The organism is Leucobacter albus, assembly GCF_039528015.1.
In the GTDB taxonomy this organism is placed as follows: Bacteria; Actinomycetota; Actinomycetes; order Actinomycetales; family Microbacteriaceae; genus Leucobacter; species Leucobacter albus.
In genome coordinates, this window is the sequence record NZ_BAAAKZ010000002.1 from 92,660 (window position 1) to 116,581 (window position 23,922).

The 23,922-nt window shown below is 68.5% G+C and carries 22 protein-coding genes; 15 read left to right on the forward strand and 7 right to left on the reverse strand.

Annotated elements, in window-relative coordinates; translation table 11 throughout:
* Nucleotides 1-39 precede the first annotated feature (39 nt).
* On the reverse strand, nucleotides 40-3,555 hold the full coding sequence (gene rpoB, locus ABD115_RS01990) for a DNA-directed RNA polymerase subunit beta (protein WP_343957684.1): 3,516 nt from the start codon (nucleotides 3,553-3,555) through the stop codon (nucleotides 40-42).
* A 283-nt stretch (nucleotides 3,556-3,838) separates the two neighbouring features.
* Here rpoB and ABD115_RS01995 point away from each other — a divergent pair, with 283 nt between their 5' ends.
* From ABD115_RS01995 to ABD115_RS02015, 5 genes are all read left to right on the forward strand, one after another.
* Complete coding sequence (locus ABD115_RS01995; protein ID WP_343957686.1) at nucleotides 3,839-5,005, forward strand: DUF7847 domain-containing protein; 1,167 nt, start codon at nucleotides 3,839-3,841, stop codon at nucleotides 5,003-5,005.
* Nucleotides 5,006-5,093: 88 nt separating this feature from the next.
* Nucleotides 5,094-5,750, forward strand: a complete 657-nt coding sequence (locus ABD115_RS02000; protein ID WP_343957687.1) for a phosphatase PAP2 family protein — start codon at nucleotides 5,094-5,096, stop codon at nucleotides 5,748-5,750.
* Nucleotides 5,751-5,840: 90 nt separating this feature from the next.
* Entirely contained in the window at nucleotides 5,841-6,128 is a 288-nt protein-coding gene (locus ABD115_RS02005) for a glutaredoxin domain-containing protein (protein ID WP_343957689.1), read from the forward strand.
* Entirely contained in the window at nucleotides 6,125-6,988 is an 864-nt protein-coding gene (locus ABD115_RS02010; protein WP_343957691.1) for a spermidine synthase, read from the forward strand. Before ABD115_RS02005 ends, ABD115_RS02010 begins: the two co-directional genes overlap by 4 nt.
* 2 nt (nucleotides 6,989-6,990) lie before the next feature.
* Nucleotides 6,991-7,458: a SprT-like domain-containing protein gene (locus ABD115_RS02015; protein WP_343957694.1), complete on the forward strand. Its 468-nt coding sequence runs from the start codon at nucleotides 6,991-6,993 to the stop codon at nucleotides 7,456-7,458.
* 168 nt (nucleotides 7,459-7,626) lie between these two features.
* Here the strand turns inward: ABD115_RS02015 and ABD115_RS02020 are convergent, their stop codons facing one another.
* Nucleotides 7,627-8,406, reverse strand: coding sequence for a TetR/AcrR family transcriptional regulator (locus ABD115_RS02020; protein ID WP_343957696.1), 780 nt, complete (start codon nucleotides 8,404-8,406; stop codon nucleotides 7,627-7,629).
* Nucleotides 8,407-8,553: 147 nt separating this feature from the next.
* Here ABD115_RS02020 and ABD115_RS02025 point away from each other — a divergent pair, with 147 nt between their 5' ends.
* Nucleotides 8,554-9,474: an NAD-dependent epimerase/dehydratase family protein gene (locus ABD115_RS02025; protein WP_343957698.1), complete on the forward strand. Its 921-nt coding sequence runs from the start codon at nucleotides 8,554-8,556 to the stop codon at nucleotides 9,472-9,474.
* Between the two features lie 86 nt (nucleotides 9,475-9,560).
* On the opposite strand, the gene ABD115_RS02030 is transcribed toward ABD115_RS02025, so the two are convergent.
* Nucleotides 9,561-10,136: a DUF4916 domain-containing protein gene (locus tag ABD115_RS02030; RefSeq protein ID WP_343957700.1), complete on the reverse strand. Its 576-nt coding sequence runs from the start codon at nucleotides 10,134-10,136 to the stop codon at nucleotides 9,561-9,563.
* A 137-nt stretch (nucleotides 10,137-10,273) separates the two neighbouring features.
* Between ABD115_RS02030 and ABD115_RS02035 the strand changes: the two genes are divergently transcribed.
* Genes ABD115_RS02035 through ABD115_RS02045 form a run of 3 tightly spaced genes read left to right on the forward strand, consistent with a single transcriptional unit; the run spans nucleotide 10,274 to nucleotide 13,500 of the window.
* The gene (locus ABD115_RS02035; RefSeq protein ID WP_343957701.1) at nucleotides 10,274-11,086 is read left to right on the forward strand and encodes a M15 family metallopeptidase; all 813 of its coding nucleotides are present in this window, start codon (nucleotides 10,274-10,276) and stop codon (nucleotides 11,084-11,086) included.
* 50 nt (nucleotides 11,087-11,136) lie between these two features.
* A complete protein-coding gene (locus tag ABD115_RS02040; RefSeq protein ID WP_343957702.1) occupies nucleotides 11,137-11,817 on the forward strand; it encodes a lysophospholipid acyltransferase family protein in 681 nt (226 codons plus the stop codon).
* A gap of 9 nt (nucleotides 11,818-11,826) precedes the next feature.
* Entirely contained in the window at nucleotides 11,827-13,500 is a 1,674-nt protein-coding gene (locus ABD115_RS02045) for an FAD-binding dehydrogenase (RefSeq protein WP_343957704.1), read from the forward strand.
* A 92-nt stretch (nucleotides 13,501-13,592) separates the two neighbouring features.
* Here ABD115_RS02045 and ABD115_RS02050 read toward each other — a convergent pair whose 3' ends face one another.
* Genes ABD115_RS02050 through ABD115_RS02060 form a run of 3 tightly spaced genes read right to left on the reverse strand, consistent with a single transcriptional unit; the run spans nucleotide 13,593 to nucleotide 15,783 of the window.
* Complete coding sequence (locus ABD115_RS02050; protein WP_343957706.1) at nucleotides 13,593-14,531, reverse strand: DUF4190 domain-containing protein; 939 nt, start codon at nucleotides 14,529-14,531, stop codon at nucleotides 13,593-13,595.
* Nucleotides 14,532-14,567: 36 nt separating this feature from the next.
* Nucleotides 14,568-15,233 (reverse strand): hypothetical protein, encoded by a 666-nt coding sequence (locus ABD115_RS02055; protein ID WP_343957708.1) that lies wholly within the window; start codon nucleotides 15,231-15,233, stop codon nucleotides 14,568-14,570.
* A gap of 19 nt (nucleotides 15,234-15,252) precedes the next feature.
* On the reverse strand, nucleotides 15,253-15,783 hold the full coding sequence (locus ABD115_RS02060; RefSeq protein WP_382388791.1) for an amino-acid N-acetyltransferase: 531 nt from the start codon (nucleotides 15,781-15,783) through the stop codon (nucleotides 15,253-15,255).
* An 86-nt stretch (nucleotides 15,784-15,869) separates the two neighbouring features.
* Between ABD115_RS02060 and ABD115_RS02065 the strand changes: the two genes are divergently transcribed.
* The gene (locus tag ABD115_RS02065; RefSeq protein WP_343957710.1) at nucleotides 15,870-17,462 is read left to right on the forward strand and encodes a DNA-3-methyladenine glycosylase 2 family protein; all 1,593 of its coding nucleotides are present in this window, start codon (nucleotides 15,870-15,872) and stop codon (nucleotides 17,460-17,462) included.
* Nucleotides 17,463-17,523: 61 nt separating this feature from the next.
* A complete protein-coding gene (locus tag ABD115_RS02070; RefSeq protein WP_343957712.1) occupies nucleotides 17,524-18,165 on the forward strand; it encodes a methylated-DNA--[protein]-cysteine S-methyltransferase in 642 nt (213 codons plus the stop codon).
* Between the two features lie 689 nt (nucleotides 18,166-18,854).
* Here the strand turns inward: ABD115_RS02070 and ABD115_RS02075 are convergent.
* Complete coding sequence (locus ABD115_RS02075) at nucleotides 18,855-21,380, reverse strand: ATP-dependent Clp protease ATP-binding subunit (protein WP_343957713.1); 2,526 nt, start codon at nucleotides 21,378-21,380, stop codon at nucleotides 18,855-18,857.
* A gap of 230 nt (nucleotides 21,381-21,610) precedes the next feature.
* On the opposite strand from ABD115_RS02075, the gene ABD115_RS02080 reads away from it, so the two are divergent.
* From ABD115_RS02080 to ABD115_RS02095, 4 genes are read left to right on the forward strand one after another with little or no spacing between them, the layout of a single operon-like run.
* Nucleotides 21,611-22,243, forward strand: coding sequence for a hypothetical protein (locus ABD115_RS02080; protein ID WP_343957715.1), 633 nt, complete (start codon nucleotides 21,611-21,613; stop codon nucleotides 22,241-22,243).
* A 58-nt stretch (nucleotides 22,244-22,301) separates the two neighbouring features.
* Nucleotides 22,302-22,919 (forward strand): hypothetical protein, encoded by a 618-nt coding sequence (locus ABD115_RS02085; RefSeq protein ID WP_343957717.1) that lies wholly within the window; start codon nucleotides 22,302-22,304, stop codon nucleotides 22,917-22,919.
* Nucleotides 22,916-23,182, forward strand: a complete 267-nt coding sequence (locus ABD115_RS02090; protein WP_343957719.1) for a helix-turn-helix domain-containing protein — start codon at nucleotides 22,916-22,918, stop codon at nucleotides 23,180-23,182. The genes ABD115_RS02085 and ABD115_RS02090 overlap by 4 nt, the downstream gene beginning before the upstream one ends.
* Before the next feature lie 49 nt (nucleotides 23,183-23,231).
* Nucleotides 23,232-23,825: a TetR/AcrR family transcriptional regulator gene (locus ABD115_RS02095; protein WP_343957721.1), complete on the forward strand. Its 594-nt coding sequence runs from the start codon at nucleotides 23,232-23,234 to the stop codon at nucleotides 23,823-23,825.
* Nucleotides 23,826-23,922: the final 97 nt, after the last annotated feature.

Here is a 23,922-nt window from a genome sequence, read left to right on the forward strand (position 1 = left end):
CGGCTGTGCGCCCCGCGCTATCGCGGGGCGCCGATCAATTTAGATCTCGTCAGCCGAGGCTGCCTCGAAGCGGGTTGACAGGTTAATACCGAGCTCTTCGGCGGTGCGGTGCGCCTCGTCGTCGTTGTCGCGCAGGCTGACGGCGTTACCGTCGGCACCGAGCACCTCGACGTTCAGGCAGAGCGACTGCATCTCCTTCATGAGCACGCGGAACGACTCGGGCACGCCCGGCTCCGGGATGTTCTCGCCGCGCACGATGGCCTCGTAGACCTTCACGCGGCCGAGGATATCGTCGGACTTGACCGTGAGCAGCTCCTGCAGCGCGTACGCGGCGCCGTAGGCCTCGAGGGCCCACACTTCCATCTCACCGAAGCGCTGGCCGCCGAACTGTGCCTTACCACCGAGCGGCTGCTGGGTGATCATCGAGTACGGGCCGGTCGAACGCGCGTGGATCTTGTCGTCGACGAGGTGGTGCAGCTTGAGGATGTACATGTAGCCGACTGCGATCGGGTACGGGTACGGCTCGCCCGAGCGGCCATCGAACAGGCGGGTCTTACCGCTGGAGTCGATGAGGCGCTCGCCATCGCGGTTCGGCGTGGTCGAGTCGAGGAGGCCAGCGATCTCGAGCTCCGAGGCGCCGTCGAACACCGGGGTCGCAACCTTGGTGTTCGGCGCGGCCTCGAGCGACGCCTTCGCGAGCTTCGCAGCCCACTCCGGGTTACCGTCGACCTTCCAGCCCTGCTTCGCGATCCAGCCGAGGTGAACCTCGAGCACCTGGCCGAAGTTCATGCGGCCGGGGATGCCGAGCGGGTTGAGGATCACGTCGACGGGGGTGCCGTCTTCGAGGAACGGCATGTCTTCGACGGGGAGGATCTTCGAGATGACGCCCTTGTTGCCGTGGCGGCCAGCGAGCTTGTCGCCCTCGGTGATCTTACGCTTCTGCGCAATGTAGACGACCACGCGCTGGTTGACGCCCGACCCGAGGTCATCGTCGTTGTCGTTCTCAGCGTCGAATACCTTCACCGAGGTGACGGTGCCGGCAACGCCGTGCGGCACCTTCAGCGAGGTGTCGCGAACCTCGCGGCTCTTCTCATTGAAGATCGCGCGGAGCAGGCGCTCCTCGGCCGAGAGCTCGGTCTCACCCTTCGGGGTGACCTTGCCGACAAGGATGTCGCCCGGGTTGACCTCGGCGCCGATGCGGATGATGCCGCGCTCGTCGAGATCCTTCAGTGCCTCCATGCTCGCGTTCGGGAGATCGCGGGTGATCTCCTCCTTGCCGAGCTTGGTGTCGCGCGCGTCGACGTCGTACTCCTCGATGTGAATCGACGACAGCGTGTCGTCTTTCACGAGGTTCTGGCTGAGGATGATCGCGTCCTCGAAGTTGTGGCCCTCCCACGGCATGAACGCGACGAGCAGGTTCTTGCCGAGCGCGAGCTCCCCGTTCTCGGTTGCGGGGCCGTCGGCGATGACCTCGCCGGCCTCGATGCGCTCGCCAGCCTTCACGATAACGCGGTGGTTGTAGTTCGTGCCCTGGTTCGAGCGATCGAACTTGCGCATGTAGTACTTCTTCGTGCCGCCCTCGTCGAGCATCACGGTCACGACGTCAGCCGACACGTCCTGGATCACGCCAGCCTGCTCGGCGACGATCACGTCGCCGGCGTCGATGGCAGCATAGCCCTCCATGCCGGTGCCGACGAGCGGCGACTCCGAGCGCACGAGCGGCACAGCCTGACGCTGCATGTTCGCGCCCATAAGCGCGCGGTTCGCATCGTCGTGCTCGAGGAACGGAATGAGCGAGGTTGCGACCGACACCATCTGGCGCGCCGAGACGTCCATGTACTGGACCTGATCGGCGTCGACGAGCTGCACCTCGGAGCCGCGGGGGCGCGCGAGCACCTGCTTCTCGGCGAACTTGCCGTTTTTGTCGACGGGAGCCCCTGCCTGCGCGATGAGGAACTCGTCTTCTTCGTGGGCAGTGAGGTAGTCGACCTGATCGGTGACGGTGCCGTCAACGATGCGACGGTACGGGGTCTCGATGAAGCCGAACGCGTTGATGCGCGCGAACGTTGCGAGCGCGCCGATCAGGCCAATGTTCGGGCCTTCAGGGGTCTCAATGGGGCACATGCGGCCGTAGTGCGACGGGTGAACGTCACGCACCTCGACGCCTGCGCGGTCGCGCGAGAGACCGCCGGGGCCGAGGGCTGACAGGCGGCGCTTGTTCGTCAGGCCCGCAAGCGGGTTGTTCTGATCCATGAACTGCGACAGCTGCGAGGTGCCGAAGAACTCCTTGATCGCCGCGAGCACGGGGCGCGTGTTGATCAGGGTGTTCGGGGTGATCGCCTCGATATCCTGCGTGGTCATGCGCTCGCGAACGACGCGCTCCATGCGGCTGAGGCCGGTGCGCACCTGGTTCTGAATGAGCTCGCCGACGGCGCGGATGCGACGGTTACCGAAGTGATCGATATCGTCGGTGTCGAGACGGTTGTCAAAGGCCTTGCCCTCGCGGGTGCCCGGGAGCGTCTCGGTGCCTGCGTGCAGACCGACGAGGTACTTGATCGTCGCAACGATGTCTTCGAGCGAGAGCACCGAATCGGTGATCGGCGCTTCGAGGCCGAGCTTGCGGTTGATCTTGTAGCGGCCGACCTTCGCGAGGTCGTAGCGCTTCGGGTTGAAGTAGCTGTTGTCGAGCAGCGCGCGCGCAGCCTCGATCGCAACCTGCTCGCCCGGGCGCTGCTTGCGGTAGATGTCCTTGAGGGCTTCTTCCTGGAGGTTCACGCCCTCCTTCTCGACGACGCCGTCCTTCTCAAGGGTGAGCGCGATCGACTCGTAGCCCGCGAACTCCTCGAGAATTTCGGCGGTGGTCATGCCGAGCGCCTTCAGGAACACGGTGACCGACTGCTTGCGCTTGCGGTCGATGCGCACGCCAACCTGGTCGCGCTTATCGATCTCGAACTCGAGCCACGCGCCGCGGCTCGGAATCACGCGTGCCGAGAAGACGTCTTTATCGGAGGTCTTCTCTTGCTGGCGCTCGAAGTAGACGCCTGGCGAACGGACGAGCTGCGAGACGATAACGCGCTCGGTGCCGTTGATGATGAACGTGCCCTTGTCGGTCATGAGCGGGAAGTCGCCCATGTAGACCGTCTGGCTCTTGAGCACCTGGGTCTCGGTGTTGTAGAACGCAGCCTCGACGTAGAGCGGAGCGGAATAGGTCTTGCCGCGCTCCTTGCACTCGTCGATCGAGAACTTCTGCTCGTCGAGAATCGGGTTCTCGAAGGAGAGCTGCATGGTGCCAGCGTTGTCCTCAATCGGGGACATCTCCTCGAAGATCTCCTCGAGGCCGCTCTTCAGCGCGATGTCATCGCGCCCCTGAGCCTGCGCCTCTTTGACGCGTGCAGCCCACGCGTCGTTGCCGACGAGCCAGTCGAAGCTCTCGAGCTGCAGTGCCAGCAGGTTCGGCACCGACAGCGTGTCGGAAATCTTGGCGAATGAGAGTCGCGAGTGGTTGCGACCGTTCTTCGGGTTATTAGTGGACGATGCGTTGGGCGCAGCAGCCAAGGAAGTACCTCCGTGGGCCCCGTCGGGCCGGTTGACTTGGTCTTGCGAAGAAATGCTCTGCGGTCACACGGGGTTCATCTGCGCCTGCGCGCCAACTCCCGAGGCCTTCCGCTATATGAAGGCAGACTCGTGTCCATAGTGCAGCTTTCTACTGTAACACCATCGTTATCGCCTGACAAGGAGATACCTGCATCGACTCTCAGCTTCACCAAAAGCGTGTCAGACTGGCTGGGCGTTGGGGGCGCACCACCCCGTACGACGAGCCTCAGGAGCACCGAAGCGCATGACGAACTACAACCGACCGCAGCCCCCACAGGCAACGGGAGTAGCGGTGCCGCCGCTCCACACCGGCCCGCTGACCTTCGGCACGCTATTCAGCCGCGGCTTCCGCGCGGTCGCGCAGAACCCGAAGCCGCTCGTGCTGTGGGCGATGCTCCTGCCGCTCGCGATGCATCTCGTGTTTGCTGTGCCGACCGCGCTCTATGACGCAAGCGGTCTTGGCGATCCAACGCCCTCGGGCGTCGACCCAGCTGCGCTCGGCGTTGCCGCCCTCATGATGGTGTCGACAATCATCTACGCGGTTGTGTCGGCGCTCGGCGGCGCGGTGCTCCAGGGGTTCGTTGCAAACAATGTGCGCTTCGAGGCGCTCGGGCATCGCGGTACCTCGGCCGAGCTGTGGGCCGCGACCCGCCCCCTGCTCGGCAGGCTCCTTGGTTACGGCGGCTTGGTGCTCGGGTTCGCATTCGCGGCCGGCTTCGTCGCCGGCATCCTCGGGTTTCTCGGTGGGCTGCTGTTCGTCGGCATTGCCGCCGCTATCAGCCCCGCTATGGGGCCGGCAATCGTGGCGTTCGTGCTACTCACGATCGCGATCGGCATCCCACTGTTCTGGTTTGCGGCTCGGATCTCGCTCGCGCCCGCAGTGATCGTGTGCGAGGGCGTCGGCGGGTGGGCATCGCTGCAAAGGTCGTGGGCGCTTACCCGCGGTCGCAGTTGGCGCGTCGTTGGGCTCTACCTGCTTATCGCGCTCGTCATGGGCGCCGCCATTGGCCTGCTGAGCCTGCTGTTCTGGGCGGTCACGCAGGCGCTCGTTCCAGCCGCCTCCTGGGAGATCGGCGTCACCGGCCCCCGCGTGCTCGCGGCGTATCTCTCAGGGCTCCCGGTCTCCCTCGCGAGCGCCGCGTTCCTGCCCGTGCTCGTGACGGCGATCACCAATGTGTATCTCGACGCCCGCACCCGGCACGATCCGCTCGCGGCCTCGCTGCAGCAGTATCACGCGGCCCGCGCCGCGGGCTACCAGCCCGCGCAGCTGCCAGACCCCTTCGCGGTCGCACCCCAGTACTCGAGCCATACGAACGCGCAGGTCTTTCCCCCCACCCCGCCGGCACCCCCGGCCCCGCCGACACCGTGGGGCTCGAACCCCGCGGATCCGCCGCGACCACCCGCCGAGTAGCCTCACGGGCCCCGCACCGGCGCGGAACTCAGCAAACGCAAGGCTCGCTGCCAGGCGCCGGGCAGCCGCGCCCGTTACTGTGAGTTGTATGACTTCGAAGCCCGCGGCCCCAAGTGTCGCCTGGGCGATCCTTGGGATCATCGCGGTCGCTGCTCTCGGCGCCTACCTGCACTTCGGCGCGAGCGGGCCGCTGCCCCTTGACGAGGCGTGGCGCGAAGCCGCGCGACTCACGCCGGGCTCCGTCGCGTTCACGGTCGCGGCGTTTATGGCCGAGATCGGCTCGGCTGTGGGCGTCGCGGCCTGCGGGGCCGTCGCCTGCGCACTGCTACTCACCCGCCAGTTTGGGCGCGAGGCCGCAGCGCTCGCGACCGCGCTCGTGCTCGGGGTCGCGCTCTCGGAGCTCGCGAAGGCTCTCGTCGCGCGCCCCCGCCCCATCGACGCTCTGTACGCGTGGGACGGCTATTCGTTCCCCTCGGGCCACTCGATGGGCGCCGCGGCGCTCGCGGTGTCTGTTGCCTACGCGGTCACGTCGGTGTACCGTCGCGGCGCCACGTTCGTGACGCGCGCTTCGGTCACGTGGATCTGGATCGCGGCGGTGTGCTGGACGCTGGCGATGATGTGGAGCCGCACCGCCCTCGGCGTGCATTGGCTCAGCGACACCGTTGCCGGCGCGATTCTCGGGATTTGCGCCGCGCTGATCGCGCAGCGAATCTGGCGGCCGCGCGGCGTGAGGCGCGGCCGGTAGCGGTCGCCCCGGCCGGGGTGACCAGCGGTGGTTTTCCACAGCCAAGGGCGTTCAGGCCCGATGTCGGGGGAAGTCCGTAAGATTGGCAGCATGAGCGAGACACAACAGGCCGAGAGCCAGCAGAGCGAGACCCAGGGCATTCGCGTCTTCGGCGCCGACTGGTGCGGAGATTGCCGCCGCGCGAAGCGCGTGTTCGGCGAGGCGAACGTCGCCTACGAGTGGATCGACCTTGTCGAGACCCCCGAGGCCGCAGACGTCGCCGAAGACATCAGCGGGCGCAAAAACATTCCGGTGATCACCTACCCCGACGGCACCCACCAGGTGGAGCCGAGCGACGCCGACATGCGCGCGAAGCTCGCCGAGCTCGGGCTGGTGTGATTCTCCCGCCACCCGTCAGGCTCGCATCGGGCCGGCTCGCGTCAATCGAGGCCGACCGCTGGGTCGACGGCGCCATCGAGCTCGTCATCGACGGGACACCACAATCCCACGTGAACCTCCGCGACCCGTCAGACCTGTTCTTCGAGTACATGCGCCGCATCGGCCACGTCATCGATCTCTTCAGGCCGAGCGGGCAACCGATCTCGGCGCTGCACCTCGGCGGTGGCGCGTTCTCGCTACCCCGTTACGTCGAGGCGACACGACCCGGCAGTAGGCAGCAAATTGTCGAGCTCGAGAGCGCGCTCGTCGACCTCGTGCGCGAAGCCGCGCCGCTGCCGAAGCGCGCGAGCATTCGCGTGCGCCACGGCGACGCCCGCGAGGTGCTCGGCAAGCTCCCGGCAGGCATGCACGGCGCGATGGATCTCGTTGTCGTCGATATCTTCTCGGGCGCGCAGACGCCCGCGCACGTGTCGAGCGTCGAGTTCTACGAGCTGGTGCGCCCGCTGCTTGCGCCCGACGGCCTCGTCGTGGTGAACGCAGCCGACGGCACGGGCCTGCCGTTCGTGCGCGGTCAGCTCGCGACACTCACCACGCTGTTTCGCGAGGTCGCCGCGATCGCCGAGCCGCAGGTGCTCAAGGGTCGCCGCTTCGGCAACGTCGTGATCGTCGCCTCGAACGGCGCGGCGGGTTCCGCTGGCAGCGAGCTCGACTGGCTGCCGCGGCTCCTCGCAGGTGGCCCCCACCCCGCACGACTGCTCGCAGACCGCGAGCTCAGGGAGCTCATCGGGTCGACGAAGCCCGTCACCGACGCGACGGCGGTAGACTCCCCCGCGCCCTCGCCAGGGCTGTTCGGGGCCTAGCCGTGAGCGAGTTGCATCGGGTGCGCGCCTGGGCCGACGCGCTCATCAGGCACCACCTCGACCCACGCTTCGGCGCTGGCGCGTGGAGCTTTGCGTTTGACAACGCGAAGCGCCGAGCGGGGCTCTGCAATTACACCGACAGGCGCATCACCGTCTCGAAATACCTCGCCGAGAAGTTCGAAGACGACGAGATTCACCAGGTGCTGTTGCACGAGGTCGCGCACGCGCTGGCCGACCCCGATGCCGCGCACGGGCCGCGCTGGATGCGCATCGCTCGCGAGCTCGGGTATGTCGGCGGCCGCACCCACCACGGTGAGATCGCCCACGAGCGAGCTCCCTGGGTCGGGCACTGCCCCGGCGGGCACGAGCACTACCGCTTTCGCAAGCCCGTGCGCGAGGCCTCGTGCGGCAAGTGCTCGCGCGGGTTCTCTCAGGCCTACCTCATTGCCTGGGAGCGCCGGGCGGCGTAGCCGAAACGGCGGGGCGAAACGGCGGGGCGAGCCGGAGCGCAAGCCGCGAGCGGGCGGCGCAGCGCCAACGGCGCGCGGGCGGCGCAGCGCCAACGGCGCGCGGGCGGCGTAGCGCAGGAAGCGAACGGAGCGAGTGCTTAGCGCTCGAACGCATCGGGCGCGCACGCCCTACAGCCCGAAGCGGGTGAGTGATTCGGCGACCGCGGCCCGGTAGAAGCGCCCCGGGTCGGTGATCATGTTCGTGAACTGCCCGAACGTCTCGAACGAGATGAGCCCCATGAGGTGGCTCCACACGTCGATGCCGAGCGCGATGTGCCCGGCATCGAGCGTCGGCCCGAGCCGGTCTCGCAGGTGGGCGACCGCGTCGCCCTGGGCAAACACCTCGCCGCCGGCCGGGAACGCGTGGCCCGCCGCCCGCAGGTCTTCAAGAATGCGCATGAGCACGAGGCCGGCCCGGCTCGCCGCCGCGATGGTATCTTGCGGCGCGTGGTACCCGGGCACGGGCGACCCGTAGATGAGGGCGTAGCTGTTGGGGTTCGCGAGCGCCCAGTCGCGCAGGGCGGCAGCCGCAGCCTCAAACCGCGCCCGGTGGTCATCGCGGCTCACGGGCGCCTCGGCCAGCTCAACCGCCGCACCGTACTCGCTGTACCCGTCGAGAATGAGCCTGGTGAGCAGCGCGTCCCTGCTCGGGAAGTAGCGGTAGACCGCAGACGAGACGAGATCCATCTCGCGCGCGATCTTGCGCAGCGAGAGGCCAGCAGGGCCGACCTCGGCGAGCTGCGCCCGCGCGAGCCTGAGGATCTCTGACGTGGTGGCCTCGCGGTGCAGCTGGCGGGGCCCGGGCGCGGCGTCAGCGGTGGGTGCGGCGGAGGCGGGCGCCGCTGCGGTGCCGGGCGTTTCGGAGGCGGCGTGCGCGGCGCCGGTCTTCGCCGGCGGTTCAGGGTACATACCCACATTCTCTCGCGCTGCGGGTGCCGGGACAATCTACCGCACCCAAAAGAGAGAGCACTGCTCTTGCGTACGCGATCACGCTGGCCTACTATCAGAGAGCACTGCTCTCGTTGTAGTTCTCGTTACTGCCACCGGAAGGATCTCATGCCCACCCACCTCGTCCTCGGCGCGGGCCTCATCGGCGCCGCGCTCACCCGCGAACTCGCTGCCCGCGGCGACCGCGTGACTGTCGCCAGCCGCCGCGGCACACCGCTTCCGGGCGCGACCCCGGTCGCGCTCCACGCCGGTAGCCCGGCGGACGTCTCCCGCGCAGCGCGCGGTACCGACACGATTTTTCTCTGCACGAACCCGCCCTACCCGGCGTGGGCGACCGAGTGGCCGCCGGTGTTCGAGGCCGCGATAGCCGCTGCCAGAAACAGCGGGGCGAGCCTCGTCGTGATGGGCAACCTCTACGCCCACGGCAGGGTCACCCACCCCATGACCGCCGCCGACGCACCGCGCCCCGCCGAGCACAAGGGCGAGATCCGTGCTCGCGGCTGGGCAGACGTGCTCGCTGCCCACTCGCGCGGCGAGATTCGGGCCGTCGAGGTGCGCGCGAGCGACTACTTCGGCCCCGGCGCCGGCCCGACCGCGCACCTCGGGCACCGCTTCTTCGACCCGCTGCTCGCGGGAAAGACCGCCTGGGCCGTCGGCGACCCCGCGCAGCCGCACGCCTGGAGCTACCTGCCAGACATCGCGCGCACGCTCGTTGCCGCAGCGAGCGCCCCATCGGGCCTCTGGGGCAGGCCGTGGCTCGTGCCGAGCCACGCGCGCAGCCAGCGCGACATCGCCGCAGAGGTCGAAGCGATCACGGGGGTCGCTGGTCGCGTGCGCGGCATCCCAACGCCACTACTGCGCGCGCTCGGCGCGTTCGACGCGCAACTGCGCGAGGTGGCGCGCTGCGCGTACCAGTTCGAGGCACCGTTTCTCGTCGACACCGCTGACACCGAGGCCGCGCTCGGCGTCACGGCTACCCCGTGGGGCACCGCGCTCGCCGAGACCGTTGCCGCGTACCAGCGCGGGTAGTTGGCGAGCGGATCGGCCGAGCGCAGTCGACGCGGGCCGGCGGGGCCGGGCAGATCAGCTCCGCGGATCCGCCCCGCGCGTCACACCTAACAGCCGACGTTACCGAGAACCTGCCGCAGCAGCGCCCCGCGCCCGCCGGGGAGCTCGTCGAGTGTGCCGGGCGACAGCGCGTCTTCCGGGGTCATCCACGTCACCTCGAGCGCATCTTGGCGCGGGTCGCAGCTGCCCGTCACCGGCACGACGTAGACAAGCGAGACGGCGTGCTGCCGCTCGTCGACGAACTGAGACATTCCCGGCATGGGAAAGTACTCCGCGACCTGCGCCGGCATGAGCGTCGACGGCATCTGGGGGAAGGCCATCGGCCCGAGATCGTTCTCAAGGTGCCGGTACAGCGCCTCGCGCAGCGGCTCACCGAAGCGCACGCGGCCCGACACGAATGCCCGGGTGAGGTGCCCCTCGGGGGTGCTACGCAACAGCAGCCCCACCTCGATCACCTTGCCGAGCCCGTCGAGCCGCACGGGAACCGCCTCGACATACAGCACCGGGGTTCGGCCCCGCACGAACGCGAGCTCCTCGTCGTTCAGCCAGCCGGGGTTGCCCGCCGGCGACGGCCGATCCTCCGGCCCGTCGGGGTCAGGCAGGTCTGCGGTTCCAATCACCATGCTTTCATTCTGCCACCCGCGCGCGACATTCGGCTTAGGATCGCGCAGGCGCCGCCCGCGGCCCTCTGATCGGCCCGCCGACTCGGGCAACCCATCTTGCGGGCGCGCGCCGCGCACACCGCGCTAGGCTGAAGCACATGACAGCTCGCAGCACCGCGCTCGCGGCCCGCATCGCGGCCACCGCGTTCGTGGCCCTCGTCGGTCTCGGCGCGCTCGCTTCGTGTGCCGCCGAACCCGACGCGATCCACCCCACCGCGCCCGGGCCGGGGCCAAGCGTAGAGACGAAACCTGCGCCAACGGCCGAGCCCGAGCCCGAGCCAACGGAGCAGCCCGCCCCTCCGGGCTTCGACAAGGCGGCGCTGTCGCTCGATGACCCAAACTCGATCTGGGTCATCGTGAACAAGCTGCGCCCGCTCAACCCGCAGAACTACATTCCGACCGACCTCGTCACCCCGAACGTGCACAGCACGAACGGCCAGCCGCTGCGCGCGGTTGCTGCCGAGGCCACCGAGCGCATGGTCGCGGCCGCGGCCGCCGACGGCGTCGCGATCCACATCGTCAGCGCGTACCGCAGCTACGACACCCAGGTCAGCGTCTACGGCAACTTCGTCGCGAACCAGGGCCAGGCCTTCGCCGACACGACCTCGGCCCGGCCCGGCCACTCCGAGCACCAGACCGGGCTCACCGCTGACTTTGCCGGCAACGACGCGTGCACGCTCGACGAGTGCTTCATCGACACCGCGGCCGGGCAGTGGCTGAACTCGCGCGCGGCCGAGTTCGGGTTCACGATGCGCTACCCGAACGGGCTCGAGGGCATCACCGGTTACCACTTCGAGCCGTGGCACTACCGCTACGTCGGCCCCGAGCTCGCGACCGAGCTGCGCGCCCAGGGCGTGAACACGCTCGAGGAGTTCTTCGGCCTGCCAGCGGCCGGCGACTACGCCGGCTAGCCTGGCGTTCCCGGCGGGGCCGGCGGGGGCGGCCCGATACACTGCTTGCCGTGCCATCAGCGAACTCCCCCGCCACCCCCGGCCCGGTATTTTATATCGGCCGCGCGATTCTCCGGCCACTGCTCTGGCTGCTGTTCAGGCCGCGCGTGACGGGCCGCGAGTGGTTCCCCGCGACGGGCCCGGTGCTCATGGTCAGCAACCACCAGTCGATGCTCGACACGGTGCTACTGCCGTCTTTCGCGCCGCGCAGGGTGCAGTTTCTCGCGAAGGCCTCGCTGTTTCGCGGGGCGATCGGCGGGTGGTTTTTCCGCGGCATTGGGGCGGTTCCCGTCGATCGCGGATCCGCAGCCGCAGGCCAGCTCGCCCTTGAAGCGGGCCGCGACGTGCTCGCCGCCGGGGGCGTGTTCACGGTGTTTCCCGAGGGGAGCCGCTCGCGCGACGGGCGGCTCTACCGCGGCCGCGGGGGCGCGGCCTGGCTGGCGCTTGCGACGGGCGCGACCGTCGTGCCCGTCGGAATCGTCGGGTCGAACCGAAAGCTGCGCGACCCCAGCACAGGGAGGCGCCAGCGGGTCGGGATCCACTTTGGCCCTCCGCTCGATCTCTCCGACCTCGCAGCGCTACCCGCCGGGCGGGCGCGCCGCGAGACGACCGAGCGCATGATGCTCGCGATTCAGGCGCTCTCGGGCCAGCAGCTGGCAGAAACCTTCGCGGAGGTTGACGCCGACGCGTAGCATGGCGGCATGGACGCTGATGTCATTGTTGTTGGGGCCGGGCTCTCGGGGCTTGTCGCGGCTCGAGAGGCGTACCTCGCTGGGCTACGCACGATCGTGCTCGACCAGGAGGGGCCGCAAGATCTCGGCGGCCAGGCCTGGTGGTCGTTTGGCGGGCTGTTTCTTGTCGACTCACCCGAGCAGCGCCGGCTCGGCGTGCGAGACTCGTTCGAGCTCGCCTGGCAAGACTGGCAGGGCAGCGCGCAGTGGGACAGGCTCGCAGGCGAAACCCCCGAAGACGGCTGGGCCTCGCGCTGGGGGCGCGCCTACGTCGAGTGGGCGGCCGGCGAGAAGCGCTCGTGGCTGCGCGAGGTCGGCGTCGATCTCACCCCGATGGTGGGCTGGGCCGAGCGGGGAGATCTCACCGCGACCGGGCACGGCAACTCAGTGCCCCGGTTTCACGTTGCGTGGGGAACGGGCACCGGAGTCGTCGAACCGTTCGTGAGGGCAGCGCACGACGCCGTCGCTGCAGGGCGCACGAAGCTCGCACACCGTCACCGCGTCGACGAGCTCATCACCGAGGGCGGGGCGGTGGTCGGGGTGCGCGGCACCGTGCTCGCGCCGAGCGGGGCGGATCGCGGGGCCCCGTCACCCCGCGACGCCGCGGGCGAGTTCGAGCTGCGGGCCGGCTCGGTGATCATCGCGAGCGGCGGCATCGGCGGGAACCACGAGCTCGTCAGGCAACACTGGCCGGAGCGGCTCGGAAGCGCTCCGCGCGAGATGGTGACGGGCGTGCCGGCGTATGTCGATGGCCGCATGATCGGCATCGCGGGCGAGGCGGGGGCTCGGCTCGTCAACCGCGACCGCATGTGGCACTACACCGAGGGCATCAAGAACTGGTACCCCGTGTGGCCGGGCCACGCGATTCGTATTCTGCCGGGGCCGTCGCCGCTGTGGCTCGACGCGCTCGGGCGGCGGCTGCCCGCGCCCGGGCTGCCGGGCCACGACACGCTCGGCACGCTCAAGCTGCTGCGCACGCTGCCAGGGCTCGCGGAGCACGACCACTCCTGGTTCATCGTGTCGAGCAAGATCGCGGCGAAGGAGTTCGCGCTGTCGGGCTCGGAGCAGAACCCAGACCTCACCACGCGCGATAAGAAACTGCTGCTGAAGACCCGCCTCGGCTCGGGCGCGCCCGGGCCCGTGCAGGCGTTCATCGACCGGGGCGAAGACTTTGTCACGGCCGACACCGTGCCAGAACTCGTCGCGAAGATGAACGCGCTCACCGCGGAGCCGCTGCTCGACGCCGCCGCGGTCGAGGCCGTGGTGCGTGCGCGCGACGCAGAGTTTACGAACTCGTTCTCGAAAGACGCTCAGGCCATGAGCGTGCACAACTCGCGGCGCTACCTCGGCGACCGGCTCACGCGCACGACGAAGCCGCACAAACTGCTCGACCCAGCCGCGGGCCCGCTCATCGGCATCAAGCTGCACGTGCTCACGCGAAAGTCGCTCGGCGGCATTCAGACCGACCTGTCATCGCGCGCGCTGGGAGCCGATGGCACCCCCATTGCCGGGCTGTACGCGGTCGGCGAGGCAGCGGGCTTTGGTGGCGGCGGAGTGCACGGCTACAACGCGCTCGAGGGCACGTTTCTCGGCGGTTGCCTGTTCTCGGGCCGCGCGGCGGGGCGGGCCGTCGCAGCTGGGTAGCGGCGGCGGGCGCCCGCGCAGGGCGCGAGGGAGGGTGTTGGGTGCCAGGGCGCACTGCCCGCGGCACCCAGCACGCACACGCGCGCCGCTCGTTAGGGCGCGGAGTCGACCCCGAGGCACGCGAAGGTCAACTCGGCGCTGACCTCAGCCCAGTCGCTCAGATTCTGGAAGTGGTCTTGCGCCCCGCCCACCGACCCGTCGGGGGTGGCCTGCACGTTCGCGATCCGCTCCTCGATCGCGGCGCGCGCCGCCGGATCTTCAGTGAGCGGCAGCAGGTTCTCGTAGTATTCGACGGAGCCGAGCTCTACCGACGCGTCTGGCGTGAGCAGCGCCGAGCAGAACGCCTCGCCGTCGGTGCCAACCCACGGGGCGTTCGAGAAGTCGATGTCGCCATCGGTCGAGCCCGTGTCAGAGCCGCTCCCCGACTGCGAGTCGTACTCCTCCGAGTAGCCGGAGTCTGACTCGGGGAAGGTGGGCGCGGCGGATGTGCTCGCCGAGAACCCGAACCAGCCCAGCACCGCGAGCCAGCTCACCACCACGATCGTCTCGATGCCAATACGCACGTAACCAATAATCGTCGCCGCGAGGGCGAGGCCGCGCCCGCTCTCGCCCGTGCGCTTAATCTGGCTCAGGCCGATATGGCCGAGAATGATGCCGACGAGGCTGAAGAAAAACACCCCGATGAAGCCGATAATCGCGAACACGTTCATCGGCGGTTTCACCGGCGGGTACTGCCCCGAGGTCAGATACGCTGGCTGCGCGTAGCCGGGCTGCACGTAGCCGGGCTGCACCGGCTGGCCGTAGCCGGGCGCCGGCTGCCCGTAGCCCGGCTGCACCGGCTGGCCGTACCCCGGCTGCACCGGCTGGCCGTACTCCGAGGCCTGGCCGTAGCCGGGCTGCGCAGCCTGCGGCTGGGTCGGCTGGCCGTACTCGGGCGCCGGCTGCTGACCCGGTACCGGCTGCGCGGGCTCCGGCTGTGCGGGCTCGGCCTGCGGGGCGTGCTGATCGGGGTCTGGTGGCAGCTGAGTCATGCAGCCGAGTCTACGCGGCGCTACGCGCCCGCTCGCCTAATACAGCAGAAACTGCGCGGTTTCTTCGCTGGCAACGCCACCGACCGCAGCCGCGAGGTGGTAGGAGGCGCCGCCCGCCACCACCGGGTCTCGGCTGATCTCGCAGGTCTCCGTGCTCGAACGCGTCCTATCCCACGGAATCGACTCCGTCGTCAGCTTCTCGCCGGCCTTCAGCACGACGGGCAGCGACTCCGCGTCAACCTGGCAGTCGGTCGAACGCCACACGTCGTCGCTGCCACTCGAAACGGTGAACGACATGCCAGCGGTGCCGAGGTCTGCAACGCACTCCTCTGAGCCCGTGTTCTCGACGCTCAGCGAGAGCTGCGGGAGCTCTCCGTCGCCATACGAGCCCTGATCCGTCACCGCGACGACCTCGAGCGAGCCAGCCGCGCACGCCGCTGGCGCGCCGGCCTTCGCCTTGTCTGCGTCTGGCTTCGCCGCAACGTCGCTCGGCAGTTCAACAGTGTTCGACGTGCTCGATCCACTGCTCGAACCTGGCCGCACGATAATCAGCACGATCGCTGCGACCACCGCAACGAGCCCGAGCAACACGATCAACCGACGCCGCAGATAGACGCTGCGATCTTTCGGGCCGACCGGATCGCGCAGCGCCGACCTCACCCCGTGCTCATCGGACGGGTCTTGGGAAGGACGCCTGGCCATGGCCACAGCGTACCCCGAGTTACTGCGATAGCCGCTTCAACATGCGGGTGTTGCCGAGCGTGTTTGGTTTTACCCTGGCTAGATCCAGGAACTCGGCGATGCCCTCGTCGTGCGAGCGCAGCAGCTCTGCGTACACATCGGCGGCGACGAGCTCGGTGTCTTCGCCAACCTCTTCAAAGCCGTTGCGGCCAAAAAACTCGGTCTCGAACGTCAGGCAGAACAACTGCTTGAGCCCAAGGTCTCGCGCACGCTGCTCGAGCGCAAGCAGCACGGCGCGACCTACGCCGCGGCCGAGGTACTCCTCCGAGACGCCAAGCGTGCGCACCTCGCCGAGGTGCTCCCACATCACGTGCAGGGCGCCATAGCCGACGACTCGGCCGTCACCGTCTTCGGCGACCATGAACCCGGGAACGGCGCCGTAGAGCTCGACAAGATCTTTGCCGAGCAAGATTCGCCTCGCGACGAGCGGCTCCATCAGACCGACGATCTTCGCAACGTCGTGCGTGGTCGCCGGGCGGACAGTGATAGCGCTGGGGTCGCTCATGCTCATTCCCAAAGTCTAGTGCGCTGCCCGCACCCAACGGCCGTGTCCGTTTTCCGCGTGCGGGGCGCGCGGCGGCGCGGCAGAATATTCACGTGACCCCAACGTTTGCCTCGCTACCGCTCAGCTTTGACGCCTGCTATCGGGCCGCGTCTGGTCGCGACCAGCGGTGGGACGGGCGCATCTATCTCGGCGTCACGAGCACGGCCATCTACTGCAGGCCATCGTGCCCCGCGCGCAAGCCGAAGCCCGAGAACTGCCGTTTCTTTCCGAGCGCGGCCGCATGCGTCGCGGCCGGCTTCCGCGCGTGCAAACGCTGCCGACCAGACGCGCTCCCGGGGAGCCGCGACTGGGATCACCGGGGCGACCTCGTCGCGCGCGCTGTGCGGCGGATCCGCGACGGTGCAATCGACGCAGTGGGCGTCGCCGGCCTCGCGCGCGAGCTCGCGGTGAGTGAGCGGCATTTGCGGCGCATGCTGCTCGACGAAATCGGCGCAACGCCCATCCAGCTCGCCCGAACGCGCCGCGCCCACGCAGCGCGCGTGCTGATCGAGCAGACGTCGCTGCCGCTCTCCGACGTCGCGTTCGCCTCGGGGTTCGGCAGCGTCAGGCAGTTTGGCGAGACGATGCGCGAGGAGTTCGGGGTGGCGCCGTCTGCGCTGCCACGGGGTTGGCGGGGCTCGGCCGGCGCCGGGCGCGGTGTGGGTGCCGGGGCCGCTGCTGTTGATGGGGGTGGCGTTAGCGCCGGTCCCGGCGTTTCGGCCGACGACCCCTTCTCCCCTGCGCAGCCGCGCCTCGCGCTGCGGCTGCAGACTCGCACCCCATTCGACCCGGTCGCGACCCGCGCGTTCTTCGCGGCCCACGCGATTGGCGGGCGCGATCTTGTCTCGGGCGATGCTGGCGGCGATTCGACGCACGCGCTCGACGTGCCCGGCGGCACCGCGCAGGTCGTCATCGCGTGGGGCGAGATTGCGCCGCCTGCCGAGCAGACAGGCACCACGCTCGGCGTTCCCGTCGTGCTTACCCTGCCGAGCCTCGCCGACACGATGCCCGCGATTCAGATCGCGCGGCGCATGCTCGATCTCGACGCAGACCCCGGCCAGCTCGCCACCGCCTTCGGCCAAGACCCGCTGCTCGGCCCGCTCGCCGCCGCTCGACCGGGGCTGCGGTTGCCCGGCGCGCGCGACGGCAACGAGTTCGCGCTCGCGACCGTGCTCGGGCAGCAGGTGTCGCTTGCGGCGGCGCGCACGCTCCAGGGCCGGCTCATCGCGGCGTACGCGGCGCCGGGCGACTCACTCTTCGGCCTGGTCGACGTCGCGCGGGTCGCCGCGGAGTCTGCCGAGGCACTGCAGCAGCGCCTGCGCATCACGGGCGCCCGGGCAGCGACGCTGCGAGCCCTCGCCGGAGCGCTCACTGACGGCCTCGAGCTTCACCCCGGCGCCGACCGGGCGCGAACGCGCGCCGAGCTGCTGCAGATTCGTGGCATCGGGCCGTGGACGACCGAGCTGATCGCAATGCGCGCGCTCGGCGACCCCGACGCCTACCCCGCCGGCGACCTGATTCTGCGCCGCGCCCTGGGCGTCGACAGCGCCCCGGCCGCCGAGCGGCTCGCCGAGCCTTGGCGCCCCTACCGCGGCTACGCCACCCAGCTGCTCTGGGCTGATTTTCTTGCCGCTCAGGGCGGCTGACGGCGCCACACCCACCCACCCGCCCGCTTGGGCTCCCCCACCACGACACTTGGAGTGCTTGATGACCGAACCGCTCGCCTGGGCCACCGCCGACATTATCGGCCACTCGTTTCTCGCCATCTGGTCGCCCGAAGACGACACGGTTCGTGCGGCCGGGTTCTGGGCGACGGGCGCCGGGGTTGCTGGCGCCGGGGCCGCTGGGGCCGGGGCAGCTGGCGCCGGGGCAGCTGGGGCCGGGGCGGCTGGCGCCGGGGCCGCTGGCGCCGGGGTTGCTGACCCGACGGTCGACCCGCTGTGGGAGCGGCTGCGCGCCAGCAACCCCGTGCTGGCAGGGCGGGGCCTCGCCCCGGCCCCCGCGGCTACGGGAGCGGTGCCGGCTGCGCTCGCGGCCTATGCCGCAGGCGATCTCGGTGCGATTGACCGCCTCACTGTGGCGCAACGAGAGACGCCCTTTCGCGGGGAGGTGTGGCGCGCGCTGCGTCAGGTGGCCCCTGGCAGGGCGGTGACCTACAGCGAACTTGCCGCCCTTGCCGGTCGGCCCGCTGCCGTGCGCGCGGCGGCCTCGGGGTGTGCGACGAACCTCGTAGCGCTCATCGTGCCGTGCCATCGCATAGTGCGCGCCGATGGCGGGTTTGGCGGGTACCTGTTTGGCACCGAGGTGAAGCAAAGATTGCTCGCGCACGAGGCCGCGGCTGGCCGCTAGGCGCCCGCGCCGGCTCGGGCCCCGGCCCTGCCGCAGGTGCGAGCCGCTGCGGTACATCGGCAATCTGCGCTCACACGGTAGACCTCGGGCGATCTGGGCCTATCGCGAGCAGATCACCTATCTACCGCAGGCCCTCGGGCTGCGCTCCGGGCAGAGCCAGAGGCCGGGGACCAAGGCCGCTCCTGCGGTATATCGGCAATCTGCGCTCACACGGTAGACCTCGGGCGATCTGGGCCTATCGCGAGCAGATCATCTATCTACCGCAGAGCGTGCGGCCGGGGTCGAGAGAGCGCCCGCGGCGCCCGCGCCGACCGGCAGGGGCCTTACGGGTGAGCCGGGGTGAGGGGCTCCCGCTGTGTAGCGGAATGCCGCCGACCACACCGGGTGCGGGGGCGGGTGGAGGTGCTCAGGATAGGGGTCGGCGAGTCTGCACGGTTGCCGCGGTGAAGAAGCAAGCCGCTGCGGTGCATCGGCGATCTGCGCTCACACGGTAGACCTCGGGCGATCTGGGCCTATCGCGTGCAGATCACCTATCTGCGGCAGGCCCAGAGCCCAGTCGCCCAGAGCCCAGTCGCCCAGGCCACGTGCCCGTGCCCCAGGCGTAGAGCTCCCAAAAACACACAGCAGGGGCCCGGCGCAATGCCGAGCCCCTGCAATTCCCCGTGCGATCTGCCCCTGAGGGCTGGGAGTTATTCTCCCTGGCCGGGCGTGATGCCGGTCGATGCGGCAGCTGCCGCGGCTGAGGCCGAGGCCTCGCCGTGCGACTTCTGCTGGTCACGCTTCGTGTCGAAGGTGAACTTGCCCTCCTTGACGTCGACCATCACGGTGTCACCCGCGAGCAGTTCGGCGCCGAGGATCTTCTCCGAGAGCTGATCCTCGATCTCACGCTGCATCGCGCGACGCAGCGGGCGCGCGCCGAGCGTCGGGTCGTACCCGATCTCTGCGAGCCGCTCGCGCGCGGGCGTCGTGATCTCGATGTACATGTCGCGGTCGAGCAGGCGATCCTTCAGCTGCTTCACGAACAGGTCGACGATCTGCAGGAGCTCTGGCTTCGACAGCTGCGGGAACACGATCGTGTCGTCGACACGGTTCAGGAACTCGGGCTTGAAGTGCTTCTTGAGCTCCTCGTTGACCTTGCCCTTCATCGTCTCGTAGCCGACCTGCGAGTCACCCTCGAGCTGGAACCCAACCGGGCCGCCTGCGATCGCCGACGAGCCGAGGTTCGTCGTCATGATGATGACGGTGTTCTTGAAGTCGACCACGCGGCCCTGGCCGTCGGTGAGACGCCCCTCTTCGAGCACCTGCAGCAGCGAGTTGAAGATGTCGGGGTGCGCCTTCTCGATCTCGTCGAAGAGCACGACGGAGAACGGCTTGCGGCGCACCTTCTCGGTGAGCTGGCCGCCCTCTTCGAACCCGACGAACCCGGGAGGGGCACCGAACAGGCGCGAAACGGTGTGCTTCTCGCCGTACTCCGACATGTCGAGCGAGATGAGCGCGTCTTCGTCGTCGAACAGGAACTCGGCGAGTGCCTTCGCGAGCTCGGTCTTACCGACGCCCGTGGGGCCGGCGAAGATGAACGAGCCCGAGGGGCGCTTCGGATCTTTCAGGCCAGCGCGCTGGCGGCGGATCGTCTTCGCGAGCGCCGAGATCGCCTCGTTCTGGCCGATGACCCGCTGGTGCAGGGCATCCTCCATGAAGCGGAGACGCGAGGTCTCTTCCTCGGTGAGCTTGAACACGGGAATACCGGTCGCCTGCGCGAGCACCTCGGCGATGAGCCCCTCATCGACCTCGGCATTCGTCGCAACGTCACCCGCGCGCCACTGCTTCTCAAGGCGGAGGCGTTCGGCGATGAGCTTCTTCTCTTCGTCGCGCTTGTTCGCGGCCTTCTCGAAATCCTGCGCCTCGATCGCCTGCTCCTTGTCGGCGCGAACCACGGCGATCTTCTCGTCGAATTCCCGCAGCTCGGGCGGGCTCGACAGAATCGAGAGGCGCAGGCGTGCGCCGGCCTCGTCAATCAGGTCGATGGCCTTGTCTGGGAGGAAGCGATCCTGCACGTAGCGATCCGCGAGATTCACGGCGGCGACAATCGCGCCGTCGGTGATCGAGACCTTGTGGTGCGCCTCGTAGCGGTCGCGCAGACCCTTCAGAATGTTGATGGTGTGCGGCAGCGACGGCTCGTTCACCATGATCGACTGGAAGCGGCGCTCGAGCGCCGCGTCCTTCTCGAAGTGCTTGCGGAACTCGTCGAGCGTGGTCGCACCGATGGTCTGCAGCTCGCCGCGCGAGAGCATCGGCTTCAAGATGTTCGCTGCGTCGATCGCGCCCTCAGCAGCACCGGCGCCGACGAGCGTGTGGATCTCGTCGATGAAGATGATGATGTCGCCGCGGTTGCGGATCTCCTTGGTGACCTTCTTCAGGCGCTCCTCGAAGTCGCCACGGTAGCGGCTACCCGCGATCATCGACGAGAGGTCGAGGACGTAGACCTGCTTGTCCTTGAGCGTCTCGGGCACCTCGCCCTTGACGATGGCCTGCGCGAGGCCCTCGACGACCGCGGTCTTACCGACGCCCGGTTCGCCGATGAGCACGGGGTTGTTCTTCGAGCGGCGCGAGAGGATCTGCATGACCCGCTCGACCTCTTTCTCACGCCCGATGACGGGGTCGAGCTTGCCCTCGCGGGCGGCCTGCGTGAGGTTGCGGCCGAACTGGTCGAGCACCTGCGAGCCCTTGGGGGCGTCGCCGGCCTCGGGGGCACCGACGGTCGCGTTCTCTTTGCCGGCCTGGTAGCCGGAGAGAAGCTGGATCACGGCCTGGCGCACGCGGTTCAGGTCGGCGCCGAGCTTCACGAGCACCTGGGCTGCGACACCCTCGCCCTCGCGGATGAGGCCGAGCAGGATGTGCTCCGTGCCAATGTAGTTGTGGCCGAGCTGCAGCGACTCGCGCAGGCTCAGCTCAAGCATCTTCTTCGCGCGGGGCGTGAACGGAATGTGCCCCGACGGCGGCTGCTGGCCGGTGCCGATGATCTCGGTAACCTGCGCGCGCACAGCGTCGAGTGAAATGTCGAGCTGCTCGAGAGCTTTCGCCGCGACACCCTCGCCCTCGTGAATGAGGCCGAGCAAAATGTGCTCAGTACCAATGTAATTGTGGTTGAGCAGCTTCGCCTCTTCCTGGGCGAGCACGATCACGCGGCGAGCGCGGTCAGTGAATCTCTCAAACATCTATACCCTCCTTGACGGCTCGCACGGGGTGTGGATCCGTCGCTGGTTTAAGGCTACGCGCCCTTGGGCGTGCGTGGGGCCGTGTTCGCCAGAGGCGTTACGCGCCGCCGCGCTCGCGCCTGCCGCCCCGCAATGCCGAGAACCCACACTTGACAGCAACCAAACTTCATCGCTAACTTATCGATAAGCGATACTATCGATAATCGATAAAAGCCACGGAAGGAACCTCCATGCATGTCTCCAAACGGGCGCCCGCGGCTTCGCCCCATCGCCCGGCCGCGGTTGACCGGGTCACGCTCTACGCGCTTATCGCAACGGGCTTGGCGATCGGCATCGAACGGGCAATCCGCCTGTGGAACCGCGTTGCCAGCATCACCGGCCCCGGCCCGCACCGTGCCCCGGTCACCCCTCGCAACCTCGAGACTGTGGTTCAGCTTGGCTCAGGTGGCGGCACTCAGGCAGAAATCACCACAGGCACCCTCAAAGTAGCCGAGCTCAGCGGCCCAGAAACGGGGCTACTGATCACCCAGGAGGTGGTCACGTTTCTAGCCATCGCGACGATCATCGTGTGCCTCACCCTCCTCGCGCGAAACACCATTCGCGGCACCGTGTTCCATCGAAGCAACACCGCGCTCCTCACCGGGGCCGGTCTGGCGGCCGCGGCCGGATACGGAGCATGGACATTCTTCGGCCAGATGGCGTCAAACGAGATCATCAGCCGACTCTCGGTCGCTCGCCCGGCTGTCTACGGAACCAGCGGCGATTTCATGCCGTACTTCCTCGGACTCTTCGCCTTCGGCATTGTGACGGTCGCCTATGCAGTTGGTGCCCGCCTGCAGCGCGAAACCGAAGGGCTCGTGTGATTCATCAACTGGCCCACGACTGCCGGTCGAGGCCCGACACTCGCAAGGACGTATACGCATGACCGCCCCATCCAACTATCGCCCAGCCAAAGCCGATCGCATCGCACTCGTCGCACTCATGCTGCTCGGTGCCGGAATCGTCGTCAGCAGCGCCGTCTCCTTTGTCTCTACCACGGCAGCAATCCTCGGTCAGGGCCCACACACTGTCACTGCCAACTTCTTTGACCTCGCGGGCAAGCTCCCGTTGGGGCCGGGTGGCGCGGAGGTCTCAGCCGGCGTGGTCACTGCGACAGTCAATATCCCCGAACTCGTCGCACCAGCAACCGGGTTGCTGATCGCCGAGGCCGCAGTGCAGTTCCTCGCAATCACGACGGTGATCGTCTGTCTGGTGCTGCTCGGCCAGCGCGCACTACGCGGCGTGTTCTTCGGTCGGGGCAACACCGCCCTGATCGTGACAACTGGCTTTGCCGCCATCTTCGGCTACATGCTCCCGCCTATCCTTAGGCAAATGGGCACCACAGAGGCACTCCTCGATCTCTCCGAGGGAGATTTCTTCAACTTCATGCTTGCGCTCAACCCAGTGCAGCTGTTCATCGCGGTGTTTGTCTTCGGCATCATTGCAACCGCCTACACCGTCGGCTCGCGCGTGCAACGGGAAACCGAGGGGCTCATATGAGCCCGGCAGAACCCGAAGACGGGCACGCGATCCACTGTCGCCTCGACGAGCTGCTCGCCGAGCGCGGCATGACCCTCACCGAGCTCAGCGAGCGGGTCGGAGTGAGCATCGTGAACCTGTCAGTGCTCAAGAACGACAGGGCGCGTGCGATCCGCTTCTCGACCCTCACCGCAATCTGCCGGGCGCTCGACTGCGAGGTCGGCGACCTGCTCACCGTGAACAGCGAACCGCGCGCGGGCACAGTGTTACCGCTCGATAACTGACACGGCGCAACTTCTCGCCGAGGTTGCGCCCCTGAGATACGATGAGGCCATGTCAGCATCGCCACGGGAGCGCGCAAAAGCGGAGCGCCGCGAACGCTACCTCGAGGCCGCGGCGTCGCTCATCGCAGAGCGCGGCTTCAGCGGAGTTTCGATCGATCTGCTCGGTTCTGCCGTTGGAGTGAGCGGCCCCGCGCTCTACCGGCACTTCTCGAGCAAAGAAGACATTCTTACGCAGCTGCTCGTCGGGGCCAGTGAGCGGCTGCTCGCCGGGTACGAGGCGATCATCGCTGAGAGTCTCGGCGACGAAGAGACGCTGCGCAGGCTCGTCCACTTCCACCTCGACTTCGCCACGAACGAGCGAGACGTGATTCTTGCGCAGGAGCGCGAGCTCGTCAATCTGCCGGAGGAGCCCCGGCGACGCGTGCGCAGCCTGCAGCGCCGTTACGTGAACGGGTGGGTGCAGGTCACCGAGCGCCTTATGCCCGGCGCAAGCCGCGCCGACCTGACCGTGCGGCTACACGCGGTCTTCGGCCTGCTGAACTCGACCCCCTACAGCGGCTCGCTCGCCTCACCGACGCGGGTGCGCGAGATCCTCGCCGAGCTCGCCCTCGGCGCTCTCTTCGCCGCCGCGCCGGCCGCGTAGGCGCCGGCCGTGTAGACGCCGGCCGTGTAGGCGCCGGCCGCGTAGGCGCCGGGGCCGAGAGCAGCCCTGCGTTTGGAGCCCGACAGAGGCCCTGCGC